This window comes from Streptomyces sp. AHU1, assembly GCF_045343905.1.
GTDB classification, from domain to species: Bacteria; Actinomycetota; Actinomycetes; order Streptomycetales; family Streptomycetaceae; genus Streptomyces; species Streptomyces triticiradicis.
Genome location: NZ_CP174283.1, coordinates 2,982,486 through 2,997,056 on the forward strand (window position 1 = coordinate 2,982,486; position 14,571 = coordinate 2,997,056).

Below are 14,571 nucleotides of genomic sequence, written 5' to 3' on the forward strand. Positions count from 1 at the left end.
TGTGCGCACGGGCGGCCCCGCGGGCGCGCTATCCGGCGCGCCGGGCCGCCCCGCGTACCTCCAGTTCGTCCAGCAACTCCGCCGTGGCCGCCGCGACCGCCGCGACGGCACGGTCGAAGACCTCACGGTTGTGGGCGGCCGGGGCGCGGAACCCGGAGACCTTGCGCACGTACTGCAGGGCGGCGGCGCGGATCTCCTCCTCGGTCGCTTCCTCGGGGATCGCGGGCGGGCGAAGCGTCTTGATGCTGCGGCACATGGGTCCAGTCTCGCGCGTCGGGCGCCGTCACGGCCGCCACTCGCGGAAGGAGGTCCGCCACGGCCGGGAATACCGCCGCCGGTACTGCGGATTGAGCAGAACATGACCTCAGTGGAGATCACTTACATCGGCGGTCCCACCGCCGTCATCGCGATCGGCGGTCTGCGGCTCCTGACCGATCCGACCTTCGACGCCCCCGGCGAGTACCCCGTGGGCGCACGGAAACTGGTGAAGACCGCCGGACCCGCGCTCCCGGCCGGGAAGGTCGGCCCGGTCGACGCCGTCCTGCTCTCCCACGACCAGCACCCCGACAACCTGGACGCGTCCGGGCGCGGATACCTCCAGGGCGTCCCGGTGGCCCTGTCGACGGCGTCCGCGTACGAGCGGATCGGCGCGCCCGTACGGGCCCTCGCCCCCTGGGAGTCCACGGAACTGGCGCGTCCGGACGGCGGGGTGCTGCGCGTGACGGCCGTTCCGGCGCAGCACGGGCCCGACGGTTCGCTTCCCCTCGTGGGAGAGGTGACCGGTTTCGTGCTCTCCGGGGAGGGGCTGCCCAAGGTGTACGTGAGCGGCGACAACGCGTCCCTGGACGTCGTACGGGAGATCGCGGACCGCCAGGGCCCCTTCGACGTGGCCGTGCTGTTCGCGGGCGCGGCGCGCACCCCGCTGGTGCCGGACGCCCCGCTCACCCTGACCGCCGAGGACGCGGCGCGGGCGGCGGGGATCCTCGGCGCGGGCCGGGTGGTCCCGCTGCACTTCGAGCACTGGGGTCACTTCACCGAGGACGGTCCGGCCCTGGCGAAGGCGTTCGCGCAGGCCGGTCTCACGGACCGACTGCGGCTGCCGGCGCCCGGGGATCCGGTCCGGGTGCCGTAGCGCCGTCCACGCTTCCGGTCACCGCAACACCCCAGCCGACGCTTGGAGTTGGGCAAGGTTCTCCGAGGATTGACTCGGGCGACCGCGACTTGTGACCATCTCCGGGGCCCGTTCGGGGCCTCGGGGAGAGAAGCGAGGAGCCATGACGAACGACAGGCTGACGGTGGCGGTGCTGGGTCCGGGAGGGGTCGGCGGACTGCTCGCGGCGCTCCTGTCCCGCGCCGGCCACCGGGTCATCTGCCTCGCCGGGGACGAGACCGCGCGGAAGCTGGCGGCGGACGGCATCGAGGTGCGCAGCGGCCACTTCGGCGATTTCACGGCGCGGGTGGAGGCGGACACCGAACTGCGCGGGCCGGCCGACGTCTGCCTGATCGCGGTCAAGGCGACGGCCCTGGACGCCGCGCTGGAGCGTCTCCCGGCGAAGGTCCTGGGCGAGGAGGGCCTGGTCGTCCCGCTCCTGAACGGCGTCGAGCACCCGGCGCTGCTGCGTGAGCGCTACCGTTCCGAGCAGGTGGCCCCCGCGGTGATCCGCGTGGAGTCGACGCGGACCGCTCCGGGGGTGATCGAGCACGGCAGCCCGTTCGCCGAGGTCGACCTGACCGCCGAGACGGCACCACGGGCGCGGGTCGAGGCGTTCGCCGGGGCCCTGGAATGGGCCGGGGTACGCGCCCGGCTCCAGGACGGCGAGTCGGCGACGCTCTGGGCGAAGATGTCGTTCCTCGCGCCGTTCGCGCTGCTGACGACACGTCACGGAGTGCCGGTGGGCGACGTGCGCACCTCGCACCGCGAGGAGTTGGCCGCTCTCGTCGAGGAGACGGCGGCGGTGGGCCGCGCGTGCGGCGCCCCCACCGATCCGGCGACCGCCCTCGCCCGCTACGACGCCTTCCCTGCGACCACCAAGTCCTCCATGCAGCGGGATGCCGAGGCGGGCCGGGCGCTCGAACTCGACGCGATCGGCGGCGCGTTGCTGCGGGCGGCGGAACGGACCGGGGTTCCGGTACCGGTGGCGGGCGAACTGGTCCGGCGTCTGACACCGATCGCGGGCACCGGCAACTGACGCGGGAACAGCGGGACATGGGGCCGGGGCGGCGCCCGGCGGGGTCGAAGGTCCACGAGACCGGGCGCCGGCCGGTGGCCTCCGGGCCGGGGGGACGGGGTGACGCCGCCTGAAGGCGTCCGGGCCTGGGGGGGCCGGGTGGCGCCGCCCGACGGCATCCGGGTGCCGTGGGACCGGTGCCGGCGTCAGCCCCCCGCCACCGTCCCGGCGCCCGAGCAGTGCCGGGCCACCGTGTCGGCGAAGGCGTGCGCCGCGGGTGACAGCGCGTCCCACCGGCGTACGGCCCAGCCGACCGCGAGGGGCGGCAGGGCCGGTACGGGGAGGAAGCGGAGACCGGGGTGACCGGGTCCGGGAAGGCCCGGCAGGGCCGGGACGACGGCGTGCCCGAGGCCGAGTTCGGCGAGCAGGATCGCGGTGTCCCAGTCGGCGACGCTGGTGTCGGAGGCACTCGCCGGTATCCCCAACTCCCGGAAGGCGGAGTCGAGGTGGGCGCGGGAGGTGGAGTGCTCGGGCAGTCCCACGATCCGCAGTCCGGCCAGTTCCCGCGCCTCGATCCTCTCCCGGCCCGCGAGTTCGTCGTCGGCGTGCACGGCGAGCACCCAGGGGAGTTCGGCGACGGCCCGCTGCTCGATGCCCCGTACGGGAAGGCCGAGGGTGACCCAGGCGAGGTCGAGTCCGTGGTCGGCGAGCGCCTCGAAGCAGCTCCGGCTGGAGTTCTCGGTCTGGAACTCCAGGTTCACCTTGGGGTACCGCCCCCGGAACTCGACCACGGCCTCGGCCATGAAGTGCCGCACGGTGGTGCCGCCCGTGGCGATCCGTACCGTGCCGCCGTCCCCGCGCACCAGCTCGTCGAGCCTGCGCAGCGCGAGGTCGAGTCCGGCGATGCCGTCGGCGGCGGCCCGTTCGAGGACCCGCCCGGCACGGGTGGGCACCACGCCCCGGGCCTGCCGCTCGACGAGTCCGATCCCGACCTCGCGCTCCAGCCGGCGTACGTGCTGGCTCACCGCCGACTGCGTACAGCCCAGTTCCCGGGCCACGGCGCTCAGGCTCCCGGCCCGGCAGACGGCGACGAACACACGAAGATCATCCAGGGTCACGGCCCCAAGGTACCTGCGTTCAGGCGGAGTTGACCGCTCAGGATCGGGTCTTGTCGAGCAGCTCGACGATCTCCTCGGTCGTACCGGTCTCCCCGAGGCGGGGGAAGATCCGCTCGACGCTGTTGCGGTGCGTCTCGGGGTCGAGGTCGGACATGGCGTCGGTGGCGAGGGTGACGTGGTAGCCGTGTTCGTGGGCGGCGCGCGCCGAGGACTCCACTCCGATGCTGGTGGCGATGCCGGCCAGCACGATCTGGGTGATCCCCCGGCGGCGCAGCTGCAGGTCGAGGTCGGTCCCGTAGAAGGCACCCCAGTTCCGCTTGGTCACGGTGATGTCCCCGGGGTGTCCGGCCAGTTCGTCGACGATGACGTCCCAGCCCTCCGGGAAGGAGCGGGCGCGGCTCGGGCCGTCGATGCGGCCGCGGACGGCGTCGGCGCCGTCCGCGGCGGCGGTGACCCGGACGAGGACGACCGGGAGGCCGTGGCCACGGAAGGCGTCGGCGAGCCGGACGGCGCGCTGCACGACGTCGGCGGCGGCGTGCGGGGCGAGGCCCGGGTTGCCGACGATGCCGTTCTGCAGGTCGATGACGACGAGCGCGGTGCGGGGGTCGAGCGTGGTGACTGCCATGGTCAGGCCTTTCGGGGGGGAGAGAGATCGTGAAGGGATCGGTCGATGAGGGCCGGCGCCGGGAGCGGCACGGCCCCGGCGGGCACGAGAGGGCCGGCTGCCGCAGGCCGCCGGTGTCGGCACCGCGGGCGAGGAAGACGGCGGCGGAGGCGGCCGTCGCACCGGGGCGGGTGAAGGCGTGTGGCGGTCCGGCCGCGGCGCCCGCGCGGGGCCGGCGCGGACGCGGGCGGGGCCGGCGCGGGCGCAGGGCGTTCCGATCTGGCGGGCCGTCGGGACCCGTCCCCCGGGACGCCGGAGCCGGTCCCGGAGGGCGGGTGTCACGACCGGGTGAGCCGTTCCAGCAGCGCCATCGCCTCGATGACGGTCCGCCGCTCGTCCTCCGTGCAGCGCTCCTCGAAGGCCCGGGCGAGCCACTCCGAACGGGCCTGCCGGGTGCCTTCGACGCGCTCGCGCCCGGCGTCCGTGAGCGTCACCAGCTGACGCCGGCCGTCCCCGGGGTCGGGGTTGCGCTGGATGAGTCCGTACCGGTCGAGGGCCGCGAGCGTGGCGGCCATCGACTGGGGGCGCACCCCTTCGGCCGCCGCCAGCGCGCTGGCCGTGGCGGCCCCGCTCTTGCTCACCAGGGTGAGCGCGGAGATCTGGGAGGGCGTGAGGTCCTGCGCCCGGTCCTGCGTCCCGGGCACCTCGCGGATCCGCCGCCGGAGCAGGCTGAACGCGACCCGCAGATCCTGCGCGGCACGCGCCGCGGATTCCGAGACGGCCGTGTCGTCCGGCCGTTCGCCGCTCTGGTCCATGACGTCACCGTAAAACGCACAGCCCAAACTGTCCAGTTCAGACTGCACAGCCCAGCCTGCCGAATCCACCCACCCCCGCCTCGTCCTCCACCCCATCCGGAGCGCTCGAACGGAACACCTGTTCGGAACACCCGTTCGTGTGAAGTCCCGGAAGGAACTCGCACCACAAAATCGAACAGGCGTAGCATTGCCGTGTGGCTGCGACCTACGACTTTCCGAGTGATCTCCTCGCCGGTCAGGAGGAGTTGCGTCAGGTCCGGGCCGAGCTGCTGGACCTGCTGAAACGACTCCCCTGGTCGGTGGAACCGCTGGACGGCTTCAGCGACACCGGCGGCTGGCGCAAGGTGGAGCGCCCCGCTTCCCCCGGCTGGTCCGACGACGAACAGGCCGAGGTCGAAAAGCTCCGCCGACGCGAGCGCGAACTCGCCGTGTTCGTCTCCGGCCACCGTTTCTGGTCGGAGGTCCCGTCTCCGGACAAGGTCGACGCCCGGATGCGCCTGAAGCACACCCGCGACGCACCGCCGTGAGACGGCACGGGCCGGACCGGGGACCGGAGTTCCCCCGTACGGCGATCACGCCGGCCACCGCCGCGAGCGGCACGCCCCGAGAACCGTCGCCCTCCGGTATCAGATCGAGACGACCACCGGGGTGTCACCCCGTCCCCTGCCCCCTACACTCCGCCAGGTGAAGTGGGGTAGAGCGGCAGGCGTCATGTCTCTCGCGCTCTTGCTGAGCGCTTGCGGCGCGGAGTTCGACCCGCTGTTCGTCGAGAGCGGGAGTTCCGGTCCGGTGATCGGCTGGCGCGTGTGTCCGGGTGCCGGGCCCGACGGCATCACCGAGGTCGGCCTGTACCGGTGGGATCGCGACGGCACCGCCGATGATCCGGGTGAACTGCTGTGGCACATCAAGGCTTCCCACGGGGTCACGACGCATCGCGTACGCCTCGGAAGCTCCCCCCGAGGCTTCACGACGCGGCTCCCCCTGTCCGTCACGCTGGACCCCGCGTCGACGTACGCGCTGCGCGCCAACATGTCCTCGGACGATCTCGTCGAAGGGTTCCTCACTTTCCGGCCCGACCGACTCCGCGCGGGCCGCCTGGTCTTCAGCGACGGCAAGGAGGAGTCGCGGAAGGCGTACGACGGCCGGGACGACGAGGACTTCGGCTGCTTCAGCGACTGAAGGTGACGCAACGCCCGCTCTCGGCCCGAGTACCGCCGGGGCAGGCGCCGTTCGCGTCACGTCACCGGTCGAGCGGCCGGGCTTGCCGCCCGGTCCCCGCCCGTCGGGGCCGGGCGGGCCCGCCCGGCCCCGACGGGCGTGCCGTCCGGCGCACTTCCGTGGTGACCGGCAGCTCCGCGGCCTTCGTCCGCCCGCCCGGGGAGGACGAAGGCCCGCGAACGGCTCCGGCCCCGGCCGCGCTCGGGGCGGGCCGGGCCGGGTCGTGACTGGTCGCACGGGCCGTGACTGGTCGTACGGGGACTGGCTAGTCGTACGGGTTCGTGAAGCCCCTCACGACCGGGACGGGGCAGATGTCGCCCGTGACGGCGTCACCTCTTGCCGTTGTCCACGATGACCGGCGTGCCGTTCGAGTCCGTGCCGCACGGCACCGCGTACACCGGGTTGGCCTTCGCGGCCTCCTTGTACGCCTCGAGGCACTGGTTGTACAGCACCTTGTCGCTCAGCGACCGCTCGATGATCTTGTTGGCGCGGGCGATGCCCTCCGCCTCGATCCGCTTGCGCTCCGACTCCGCCTTGGCCGTACGCGACGCCTCGACGGCCCGTTCGGTGGCCTGCTCCTGCTGGATCTTCTTGTCGATCTGGTCCTGCAGCTTCTCCGACGGCCTCACATTGCGCAGGTTGACGGAAGTGACGTCGATGCCGCGCGGCGCCAGTCGCTCCTTGACGAGGGCGGCGATCTCCGAGCCGATCTGCTCGCGGGCGGACGCGTAGCCTTCCTCGCTCGTGTGCTTCGCGAAGACGTTGCGGATGATCTCGCGGCTGTCCGGCAGCACCAGCCGCTCCTCGACGGCCTCCTCGCTGCCCGCCAACCGGTACAGCGCGACCGCCTTGGCCGGCACCACGGCCCACTTGATGGTGACGTCCGCGTAGAGCACACCGCCCTGCGAGGAGCGGACCTCGACCACGTCCTTGCCGTTGAGGTCGAGGTCCACCGGGCGGGTGGAGAAGGACGTGACGTCGGTGAACGGTGACTTGAAGTGCATGCCGGAGACCATCGGCGTGCCGATCTTGCCGAAGGTCACCGGCACGCCGACCTCGTAGGCGCTCACGACATGGACACAGGCGAAGACGCCTGACAGCACGCCCGCCACGGCGCTGAGCACCGCCCCGAGTCTCCAGCCGCCTGCCTCAGTGCGGCCGCGGCCGACGAGAAAGAGCACTATCGCGGTTATGAGCAGCAGAATGGACAGCACGAACACGGACATCCCCCTCCGGAAAACGTTTCCGCGCCTCCTGGGACGCGGCCCCGGCGCATCGTAGCGATCTCCGGTGTCGGGTGCCTGACCGCACGACGCGAGCGGCGCAGCGATCCTGGAGGGGGGCTGTCGCGCGGCGAGTGATCGTGTCTGCGCCCTCCCAGGACGTCGGGCGACCGGTCGGTGGCCCGGACGGCCGGCCGCCTGCCGAAAGGTGGTGTCCGTCGCCGACGGAGACGGGCGGGTACGGGCGGGTACGGGCGGCCGGGCTGCGAACTACCGGCCGCAGGCGCATCCGGCGGCCACGGGGGTCACGCCTTCGGTGGCCCGGCCGGCGCAGCAGCCGTCGCCGGTCGTCGTCGGGGCGACGCCCTTGCCGAGGGTGTCGGCGTCGGCCTTGACCACGTACACCTCCCACGGCTCCCGGCCCGGGCCGTGGACCCACACCTTGTCCTGGAGTGCGTAGCAGCAGGAGGTGTCGTTCTCCTCGAAGGTGGCCAAACCGGCGTCCTTGAGCCGGGCAGTGGCGGCGTCGACCTGGTCGGTGGACTCGACCTCGACACCGAGGTGGTCGAGGCGGGTCTCCTCGCCGGGGGCGCCCTCGATCAGGACGAGCTTGAGCGGAGGCTCGGTGATGGCGAAGTTCGCGTAGCCCTCACGCCGCTTGGCCGGTTCGGTACCGAACAGCTTCGAGTAGAAGGTGATCGACGCTTCGAGGTCGCTGACACGCAGGGCGAGCTGGGCGCGGGACATGACGGGTCTCCCATCGGCTTGCATTGGTGTCTGTCGATACAAGCTTTGCACCTTGGATCGAAGGATGTCAACATAGACATATGTCGAAACAAGGGCTTGTGGTTCTCGGCCGGGCCGACGAGGACGGCGCGTGCTGCCCCGGCCTGGCGGCCGCGCCGCTGGACGAGGACCAGGCCGCCGAGCTGGCCGAGCCGTTCAAGGCGCTGGGTGATCCCGTACGGCTGCGGCTGCTGTCGATGATCGCTTCCCGGGCGGGCGGTGAGGTCTGCGTCTGTGACCTGACCCCGGCCTTCGACCTGTCCCAGCCGACGATCTCGCACCACCTCAAGCTGTTGCGGCAGGCCGGCCTGATCGACTGCGAGCGGCGGGGCACCTGGGTCTACTACTGGGCCCTGCCCGCCACCCTCGACCGGCTCGCCGCCTTCCTCTCGACGTCGCGGGCCGCCGGGACGCCCGCGTGAGCGTCCCGCCGGGCCGAACCCGAACTCGCCGCCCCCGCACTCCCCTGACGCCCCTCCGTCGAAAACGCACCCGCCATGAACACCCCTGCCGAACAGCCGCCCGCACTCTTCGTCCGCGTCCACGACGCCGGGCGCTCCCAGATGATCGAGAAGCGCATCCGCGGCCTGATCGACGAGATCGCCCCGGCCGGCCGGGGATGAGCGCCGCGGGCGGATCGAGGCACGACCGTGGCACGTACTTCCCTCGTACCGAGGCGACTTGGGTGAGGACTCTGCACGCCACCCTGCCGAGCCCGATCCGGTCCGGCCCGGCCCGGCCCGGCCCATGGACGTAGGACCAAAGTCCGCCTCCCGTGAGGCCTTTCGTACGAAGCCGCGTACGGGGACGCGGGATAGCGTCATGATCATGACGACGGACCAGGACATCGAGACCGTGCCGACCACCCCCGTGCTCACCTCTGTGCTCACCCGCGGCGACCAGGCGGAGACCTGCGCCGACCCCAGCGCCGTGATGACGCTCCTGGCCGACTCGGCGCAGACGGACGGCGCGTTCACCAGCTACCGCTCCACCTTCGAGCCGGGCACGGCCGGTACTCCCGCGCACTTCCACACGCGCGGCTGGGAACTGTTCTTCGTGCTGGGCGGCTCGCTCCAGGTCATGCTCGGCGAAGAGGTGACCCTCCTGTCCCCGGGCGACTTCCTGGCCGTCCCTCCGAACACCCCGCACGCCTTCCGCCCGGCCCCCGACTCCGCCACGGGCGCGGACGTGCTGTGCGTCTTCACGCCGGGCATGGACCGCTTCGACTACCTGCGCCTGCTGGGCCGGGTGACCCGCGGCGAGGAACCCGCGAGCCGGTTGGCCGAGACGTCCGAGCGCTTCGACAACCACTACGTCGACAGCCCGGTCTGGCGCGCCCTCCTGGAGGCGTCCGCATGATCGACACCGTCACCCGGATCCGGATCGCCCGGCCGTCCCGCGACCTCGAGGCGGCGGAGCGCTTCTACGTCGAGGGGCTCGGACTGGACGTGCTCTGGCGCACCACCGGACGCGTGCCCGGCGAGCACGACCTCCTCATGCTCGGACTCCCCGACGGCGCATGGCACTTCGAGCTCACTCACGACCCCGAGCAGCCACTGGACCCCACTCCGACGGTGGACGACCTCTTCGTCCTCTATCTCGGCGCCCCGGTCGACGACGCGTTCCTCGCCCGCCTGACCGCCGCCGGCGGCACCCGCGTCCCCGCGCACAACCCCTACTGGGACGACCACGGCGTCACCGTCACCGACCCGGACGGCTACCGCCTGGTGCTCTGCTCCCGCACCTGGACTGCCTAGAGCCCCTACGAGAGCGGCACGGCACGGGCCCGTGAACCGGCCGGTCAGCTGTCCGGCCGCGGCGGATCACCGGGGACCGTCCGTATCCAGGAGCGCAGTTTCCAGCAGACCACGACGGGTCCTACGAGCATGGAAAGCATCCACAGGACCACACTGGCGGGGGAGATCATGTAGTACTCCCAGCGCTCCGGAAGCAGGGCTGGAAGGGCGATCGCCAGCACGAGGACGAACCACGTGCCTATCACCGTGAGCACGGCCTTGGACACGATCACCGCTCTCCGCACGGGACTTCCTCCCTTCGCTGTCCTCCTTCAGCCGCAGGCCGCAGCTCCGGCCGCATGCCCTGTCCCAGGCCCATGGAACGCGCGAAGGCGGTCTTCTCCTCCCTCAGGGCTTCCTCGTGCTCGGGCTTCAGCGTGATCGGAGCGCCCGCGTGTTCGAGGAGGACGAGCGAGGTGACCAGCAGGCCGCGCGCCAGACCGTGTATCACCGGATTCGAGGTCGCGGAGTACTGCGCGTAGAGCCCCTCCACGAAGGCCCGGAACGTCGGCAGTTCCACGTCACAGCTGCCCTGAGGGGTCGGGGTCAGGCCCGTCGGCAGCTCCACGAACTCCGCGGCGCCCCGCGCGAGGGAGGCGTACAGCTTTCCGCTGAAGTAGCCCGCGTCCCACAGTGTCTCCCCGCCCAGTTCATAGGGGTAGCTCAATCTGCGATCTCCACACTCCGAGGCCGATCCCGAGGCTCGTCGCCCTGAGATCCTCGAACCTATACGCCGAAGCCGCGCCGCTACCCGCCACCCACCCCTGCTCCCGCCCCGCCTGCGGATGCCCGCTCTGGGAACCGGTCGGCGGTATCGCCCTGGCGAGCCCTGGCTCCCCGTGAGCCACCGTGCGTTCTGGCACGGGAGTGGCACGGCCCAGAGGCAAGGGCCAACGCCGGCCCCAGGCTTCCGCGGCCGTCTTCAGCTACCGCTCTCCGCCTCCCCGCGTCGGAACAGGAGTCGTGTGCCGCGTATGAAGAGCATGAACACGACTCGGACGGCCATGAACACAGTGGTGATGGCGAACACGCGGGCGATCGTGTCAGAGACCGTGATCCACGGATCGGGTACGCCAAGGAGCCGCACGAGCTCTGCGATCACTACGACCAGCCCGAACATGAACGGCAACCATTCCCAATGAGTCCGTGAACGCCACCTCACTGCCGCCTGGCGCCTGCGCCGCCACCGACGAGTCACCAAGCTGAGGATGAGACTCAGGACCATCAGCAAAACAGGCGTTGCCAGATCCTCCCAGTGCACGGTGATCTGCATGTTTCCTCCCCATCCTGCGGCCCTGAAGCCTGCCTGTGCGGGCGGTGAGGGTAGCGCACGGTGGGACTCTCCCACTTCATCAAGCCCCCATGCGAGCACGGACGGGCTCCTGGCCCTCGGGGTCTCGGCTCCTCCGCGCCTCTTCGGCGCCAGGGCTGAGGCCTGGGACCTCGGCGGAGTGCGTCACGGCACCAGGCGAAGGTCAAGTCATCCCCGCAGCATCCCGGTACGGCCAACTCGGCTTGATGTCAAGCCAGTTGGGCGCGTCGGCGATGGCCGGGTGCTGTATCGGTGGACGAAGTCGGCTGGGCAGTCGCCGTTTTGGGGTCAGATGCGGTCGGTCACAGTCGGGGGGGGTGCTGTGCTCCGCTGCTGTACCGCAGCTCTATACCTTGTCGTCCCGCTCCAAGATCAGGCTGATCGATCCGTCCTCGAGATCGACGCCGCCTTCAAGATGCGCGTGGTAACCGTCCCGGAGTTCGGGATCAGCAAGACTCATGAGCTGCTCCGCAAGGTCCCGCAGGCCGGCCGCGTTGGCTGCGATTATCCGCTGTTCCGCTCACCGCTCGACGCGCCCGCCGACCGCGCACCGGCGCGCGGCTCCGCCTGCCGTGCATGGAGACGGCCCGCCCAGGGATCCGGTCCCGAATGGTGCTCGACGCGCTGCGCCCGCGGGCCGGCCAGGCCGTGGTCGCATCTCGGGATCCGCCCTGAAGCCTGGTACAACCCTGGGCCCGCCGGACCTGTCCTCACAGGTGAAGGCCATGCACCCGGGCTCGCCGGCACGTTCGCGGCGCCTGCCCCGCTCTGCCCGGCCACGTTCGAAAGGGAACACGTGATCAGAAGGACCGGGCTGGGTCGGGTACGTGCGGTGACGGCTGCCGTGCTGGGCGGGGGACTGCTCCTGGGTGTGCCGGTGACGCACCAGCCCGGGCAGGGGGACGCAGGGTTGCTGCCCGCGGGCAGCAGTCGCGTCCTCCGGGCGGAGAGTGCGGAGGACGAGGAGGGGCTGGTGCTCGACCGTCTGGAACAGGACGGTGGCGAGCTCGTCTTCAAAGGGTCGACGTTTCACGTGCGGGGCGGGTTCACCTATCACGGTGAGCGGGCGCTGCGGCAGGTCGCCGTCTCCATGAAGGTGTCCGAGGGGATCTCGTTCGCGACGGAGTACAGCAACTGCGAGTACGGGACTCAGGAGCCGTTTTCCTCGGAGCTCCAGGGGGCCCGCCAGGCGGTGTGCCTGATCGACGCGCGGGTCGAACCCGGCGAGTCCGTCGACCTGGCACCCGTCACCCTGAAGGCGGGCAGTCTGGCCAAGTCAGGAGACGTAGACATGACCGTGGGAGAGGCCGAGAAAAGGGGCTGGTCCGACCTCAAGTGGCGGGACCGGCATCGGGGCCGGGGCGAGGGGCTGACCCTCGCGCGGCGCACCGGCAGCGTGCCACCCGCCGCCCGCCGAACCTCAGGTGCGTACGGCATTCTGTTCGTGTCCATGGACAACCCGTGGGACCTCGAGGTGAGGGGTGCCGTGCCCAAGGGCAGGAAGGGCGAGACGGTCACGGCCGACCTGGCCCTGGACTTCCACGGCGCCAGCGTCAGGGCCCAACACAGCACCGAGAACGACGAGCCGCTCGCCAACGTCGAGGTGCGGCTCCCCAAGGGGGTGACCGTGCTGAGCGCCCCGAAGAAGTGCAGTCTCACCTACCTCAAGGCGGTGAATATCTATACGTGCAACTACGGCTTGTACACCAACGGCTTCGACGAACCCCTGCTCCGGGACGGATTCCACATCGCCTATCCCTTCAAGCTGCGGATCGACGACCCGTCCAAGCTCACCGGCGGCAGCATCCGTGTCGTGGACGCCGAGAAGAGGCCGCTGCGGGGCGACGCCGACCCCGGGAACAACACCGCTCCCATCACCATCAGCGGAGCCGATGACTCCGGCGCGACGGCCTGGGCCGTAGCCGCGAGTGCGGCAGCCGTGGCACTGACCGGGCTCCTCGCCGCCGCCCTGATCCGCACCCGCCGCACCCGCCGCCGGGCGGGCTGACGCCACCTAGCCGGGTCCGCCCCCCGCCTTTTGGATGCTCTGGAGTGCGTCAACCGACGTCCACGGATGGACGCTTGCGGTTGTCCGACACGCCCCCCTCCGGTTCACAGCCGGACCGCCCGGGGCCTGTCGTCCGGCTCGTCGCGGCCTCGGCACCCGGTACAACCATGAGTCCGCCTGACGGGTCCTCTCACCCGCAGGTGACGCACGGGGTTCGCCCACGTGTTCGCGGTGCCCGAGCCGCTGCGGTGCCTGGTTCGTCCGGACGGGTCGGAGAGGGAAACATGATCAGGTGGGTCGGGTTCGGCCGGGTGTTCGCGGTGACGGCCGCCGTGCTGGGCGGGGTGCTGTTCCCGGGCGCACCGGTGGCGCCCGGCCCGCCCGCGGCGGACGTACGGCCGCTGCCCGCGGGGAGCGGCCACGCGCTCCAGGAGGAGGGCACGGGACACGAGGAGCTGCTGACGATCGACCGTTTGGAACGGGACGGCGGGAACCTCCCGCGCGAAGGGGCGACGTTCGAGGTGCGTGCCGGGTTCGAGCACAAGGGCGAACGGGTGCTGGGGAAGAGGGCGTTCTCGATCACTGTGTCCGAGCGGCTCTCGTTCGCGACGGAGTACAGCAACTGCGAGTACGGTCAGGACGTGCCGACTTCCCCGGTGAACCGGTCGTTCCGTAAGGCGGTGTGCTGGATCGACACGCGGATCGAGCCGGGCGAGTTCGTAGACCTCGCGCCCATCGCCCTGAAGGTAGACCGCTGGGCGCGGGCTGAAAGGGTGTCCGTGGCGGATTCGGGAGTGGGAAAGCACTGGGCGGAATCGGGCGTCGTATGGCGGGACCGGCACTGGGGCCGGGGCGGGAAGCTGACCCTCGCGAAGCGGACCGGGGCCGTGCCTCCCGCCGCCCGGGTGAAAGCCGGTATCGACATGTCGTCCTGGGGGCTGGACGTGCACGTCGACAGCTCGTGGGACCTCGAGGTGACGGGAGCCGCGCTCAAGGGCAGGAAGGGCGAGACGGTCACGGCGCACCTGGCCATGGACTTCCACGGTGCCGACGTCCAGGCCCAGCGCGACCCCGAGAACAGCGTTCCGTTCGCCCGGATCCGCGTGCAGTTCCCCCAAGGCGTGACCGTGCTGAAGAGTCCGAAGCAGTGTGGGAACAGGGTGACGAACAGGCCCTACTACCAGTGTGAGTACAACCTGTACACCAACAGCTACGACGTGCCGATGCTCCGGGACGGGTACCACGAGGCCTTCCCCTTCGAGCTGCGGATCGACGACACGTCCGAGCTCACCGGTGGCTCGATCAGTCTCGACGCCCCGGCGGAAGTACTGCAGGAGGACGCGGACCACGCGAACAGCACCGCGCGCATCACCGTCGACGCCGTCGGCGGACCGGACCGGACGGCCCGGACCGCTTGGACCGTCGCCGCGGGCGCCGGAGCACTGGCGGTGACCGGACTCCTCGCCGCCGCCCTCCTCCGCGCCCGTCGCCGCACGGGCTGACGGGCTCCCGGACGGGCCCGC

Annotated in this window: 19 protein-coding genes; 10 read left to right on the forward strand and 9 right to left on the reverse strand. The window is 71.4% G+C overall.

The window, feature by feature from the left end; translation table 11 throughout:
- Positions 1 to 28: 28 nt before the first annotated feature.
- On the reverse strand, positions 29 to 256 hold the full coding sequence (locus ACICHK_RS13505) for a DUF2277 domain-containing protein (protein WP_103552735.1): 228 nt from the start codon (positions 254 to 256) through the stop codon (positions 29 to 31).
- Between the two features lie 102 nt (positions 257 to 358).
- Between ACICHK_RS13505 and ACICHK_RS13510 the strand changes: the two genes are divergently transcribed.
- Positions 359 to 1,132: an MBL fold metallo-hydrolase gene (locus tag ACICHK_RS13510; protein ID WP_406837086.1), complete on the forward strand. Its 774-nt coding sequence runs from the start codon at positions 359 to 361 to the stop codon at positions 1,130 to 1,132.
- Between the two features lie 142 nt (positions 1,133 to 1,274).
- A complete protein-coding gene (locus ACICHK_RS13515) occupies positions 1,275 to 2,189 on the forward strand; it encodes a ketopantoate reductase family protein (RefSeq protein WP_406837087.1) in 915 nt (304 codons plus the stop codon).
- Between the two features lie 185 nt (positions 2,190 to 2,374).
- On the opposite strand, the gene ACICHK_RS13520 is transcribed toward ACICHK_RS13515, so the two are convergent.
- From ACICHK_RS13520 to ACICHK_RS13530, 3 genes are all read right to left on the reverse strand, one after another.
- Complete coding sequence (locus tag ACICHK_RS13520; protein WP_406837088.1) at positions 2,375 to 3,286, reverse strand: LysR family transcriptional regulator; 912 nt, start codon at positions 3,284 to 3,286, stop codon at positions 2,375 to 2,377.
- A gap of 37 nt (positions 3,287 to 3,323) precedes the next feature.
- Positions 3,324 to 3,911, reverse strand: coding sequence for a hydrolase (locus tag ACICHK_RS13525; RefSeq protein WP_406837089.1), 588 nt, complete (start codon positions 3,909 to 3,911; stop codon positions 3,324 to 3,326).
- A 317-nt stretch (positions 3,912 to 4,228) separates the two neighbouring features.
- Entirely contained in the window at positions 4,229 to 4,705 is a 477-nt protein-coding gene (locus ACICHK_RS13530) for a MarR family winged helix-turn-helix transcriptional regulator (protein ID WP_406837090.1), read from the reverse strand.
- A gap of 194 nt (positions 4,706 to 4,899) precedes the next feature.
- Here ACICHK_RS13530 and ACICHK_RS13535 point away from each other — a divergent pair, with 194 nt between their 5' ends.
- Both ACICHK_RS13535 and ACICHK_RS13540 read left to right on the forward strand, forming a co-directional pair.
- Positions 4,900 to 5,232, forward strand: a complete 333-nt coding sequence (locus ACICHK_RS13535) for a hypothetical protein (protein ID WP_406837091.1) — start codon at positions 4,900 to 4,902, stop codon at positions 5,230 to 5,232.
- A 157-nt stretch (positions 5,233 to 5,389) separates the two neighbouring features.
- Positions 5,390 to 5,884 carry a hypothetical protein gene (locus ACICHK_RS13540; RefSeq protein WP_406837092.1) on the forward strand — a complete coding sequence of 165 codons (495 nt, stop codon included), beginning with the start codon at positions 5,390 to 5,392 and terminating at the stop codon, positions 5,882 to 5,884.
- Positions 5,885 to 6,252: 368 nt separating this feature from the next.
- On the opposite strand, the gene ACICHK_RS13545 is transcribed toward ACICHK_RS13540, so the two are convergent.
- Both ACICHK_RS13545 and ACICHK_RS13550 read right to left on the reverse strand, forming a co-directional pair.
- Complete coding sequence (locus ACICHK_RS13545) at positions 6,253 to 7,149, reverse strand: prohibitin family protein (RefSeq protein WP_406837093.1); 897 nt, start codon at positions 7,147 to 7,149, stop codon at positions 6,253 to 6,255.
- 267 nt (positions 7,150 to 7,416) lie between these two features.
- On the reverse strand, positions 7,417 to 7,893 hold the full coding sequence (locus ACICHK_RS13550) for an ArsI/CadI family heavy metal resistance metalloenzyme (RefSeq protein ID WP_406837094.1): 477 nt from the start codon (positions 7,891 to 7,893) through the stop codon (positions 7,417 to 7,419).
- A gap of 80 nt (positions 7,894 to 7,973) precedes the next feature.
- Here ACICHK_RS13550 and ACICHK_RS13555 point away from each other — a divergent pair, with 80 nt between their 5' ends.
- From ACICHK_RS13555 to ACICHK_RS13570, 4 genes are all read left to right on the forward strand, one after another.
- Positions 7,974 to 8,354, forward strand: a complete 381-nt coding sequence (locus ACICHK_RS13555) for an ArsR/SmtB family transcription factor (RefSeq protein ID WP_406837095.1) — start codon at positions 7,974 to 7,976, stop codon at positions 8,352 to 8,354.
- Positions 8,355 to 8,429: 75 nt separating this feature from the next.
- Positions 8,430 to 8,555, forward strand: coding sequence for a hypothetical protein (locus tag ACICHK_RS13560; protein WP_406837096.1), 126 nt, complete (start codon positions 8,430 to 8,432; stop codon positions 8,553 to 8,555).
- A gap of 199 nt (positions 8,556 to 8,754) precedes the next feature.
- Complete coding sequence (locus ACICHK_RS13565; RefSeq protein ID WP_406837097.1) at positions 8,755 to 9,291, forward strand: cupin domain-containing protein; 537 nt, start codon at positions 8,755 to 8,757, stop codon at positions 9,289 to 9,291.
- On the forward strand, positions 9,288 to 9,689 hold the full coding sequence (locus ACICHK_RS13570; RefSeq protein WP_406837098.1) for a VOC family protein: 402 nt from the start codon (positions 9,288 to 9,290) through the stop codon (positions 9,687 to 9,689). The genes ACICHK_RS13565 and ACICHK_RS13570 overlap by 4 nt, the downstream gene beginning before the upstream one ends.
- A 44-nt stretch (positions 9,690 to 9,733) precedes the next feature.
- Here ACICHK_RS13570 and ACICHK_RS13575 read toward each other — a convergent pair whose 3' ends face one another.
- The 3 genes from ACICHK_RS13575 to ACICHK_RS13585 all read right to left on the reverse strand — a co-directional run bounded on the left by ACICHK_RS13575 (position 9,734) and on the right by ACICHK_RS13585 (position 11,001).
- Positions 9,734 to 9,973 (reverse strand): hypothetical protein, encoded by a 240-nt coding sequence (locus tag ACICHK_RS13575; protein WP_406837099.1) that lies wholly within the window; start codon positions 9,971 to 9,973, stop codon positions 9,734 to 9,736.
- Entirely contained in the window at positions 9,958 to 10,395 is a 438-nt protein-coding gene (locus tag ACICHK_RS13580) for a DUF6086 family protein (RefSeq protein WP_406837100.1), read from the reverse strand. The genes ACICHK_RS13575 and ACICHK_RS13580 overlap by 16 nt, the downstream gene beginning before the upstream one ends.
- A 255-nt stretch (positions 10,396 to 10,650) precedes the next feature.
- Positions 10,651 to 11,001 carry a hypothetical protein gene (locus ACICHK_RS13585; RefSeq protein WP_406837101.1) on the reverse strand — a complete coding sequence of 117 codons (351 nt, stop codon included), beginning with the start codon at positions 10,999 to 11,001 and terminating at the stop codon, positions 10,651 to 10,653.
- Positions 11,002 to 11,872: 871 nt separating this feature from the next.
- On the opposite strand from ACICHK_RS13585, the gene ACICHK_RS13590 reads away from it, so the two are divergent.
- Together ACICHK_RS13590 and ACICHK_RS13595 are read left to right on the forward strand one after the other, a co-directional pair.
- Entirely contained in the window at positions 11,873 to 13,048 is a 1,176-nt protein-coding gene (locus ACICHK_RS13590) for a hypothetical protein (protein WP_406837102.1), read from the forward strand.
- 284 nt (positions 13,049 to 13,332) lie between these two features.
- Complete coding sequence (locus ACICHK_RS13595) at positions 13,333 to 14,550, forward strand: hypothetical protein (protein ID WP_406837103.1); 1,218 nt, start codon at positions 13,333 to 13,335, stop codon at positions 14,548 to 14,550.
- The last annotated feature ends 21 nt before the right edge of the window (positions 14,551 to 14,571 follow it).